Genomic DNA, 883 nt, shown 5'->3' with positions numbered 1-883 from the left:
TTCTTTGTCCTTTGTCAGTACTACCTATCATGGTCTCGCCCAGGCGCGTACTGGTGACACCAGTTTATCAGCCTCTCCTAGCTATGACTCTAGTGTCAGCACTGACAATCTACAGCAAACCATGACCACGCCCGTTTGGTCAGGCATCAGTCCTCACGATGACGGCACTACCCCGCCGCTACGTAGCCTGCAACTGTCATCGGGTAGCACTCATGGCTGGCAGTTTGCCCCACGTCTGGGACAGTCCGTACTGCTTAACCACTGGTACGGTGATATCGACAGTCCGGTGATTAGCCGCGCACTGTTCGACGGTATCGGTATGGGCGATGTCGATGAGAAAGATATCACCACTCGTGATAGCGGACTATCGAATAGACACAACTTGCAAGGGGGATCTTCTCCTAGATGGCATGGTGGTGGCCTCGGTCATTCGCAAATCAATGACGATGATGGACACAGTGGTTGGCTATCGGGTATTGCTCAGTATGGACTTAGTTCTGACTCTGAGGTGACCCTAAGCCTTGATGACACGCCAAACCAGATAGGCTTGCAGTGGTCGGTGAATACGGGCAGCAAAGCCAATGCTGAGACGCCAACCATCACCTCTAGCGCCACCTTTGCCCCTGATGAGCATATATTAGAGCTAGGCATACTGCGGCATCGTTATAGCAATCATCAATCATCAACCAGTGGCCAAGGGGTCAATCTGGCAAGCGATCATGGCCTACAAATCACTGGCAATACAGGCGTCCTGCTCTCCACTTTCGGTATCAGACACACACAAGGCGAGCATGAGTCGGCATGGGTCAATGATGCAGGACAACGTCAACTAAAACTGGGCACTGAGCTGAGCGAGACGCTTCTCGATGCCAAGCAGGCGCAT

The 883-nt window shown here is 52.7% G+C and carries 1 protein-coding gene; it reads left to right on the top strand.

Annotated features, from left to right (window positions below):
• On the top strand, positions 1 to 883 hold an 883-nt coding region (locus ACT3TU_RS14250), incomplete at both ends, for a type VI secretion system Vgr family protein (protein WP_444784535.1).

This window comes from Psychrobacter sp. AOP3-A1-26, from assembly GCF_052378235.1.
Classification (GTDB): domain Bacteria; phylum Pseudomonadota; class Gammaproteobacteria; order Pseudomonadales; family Moraxellaceae; genus Psychrobacter.
This window is presented reverse-complemented; position numbering and strand designations above follow the sequence as displayed.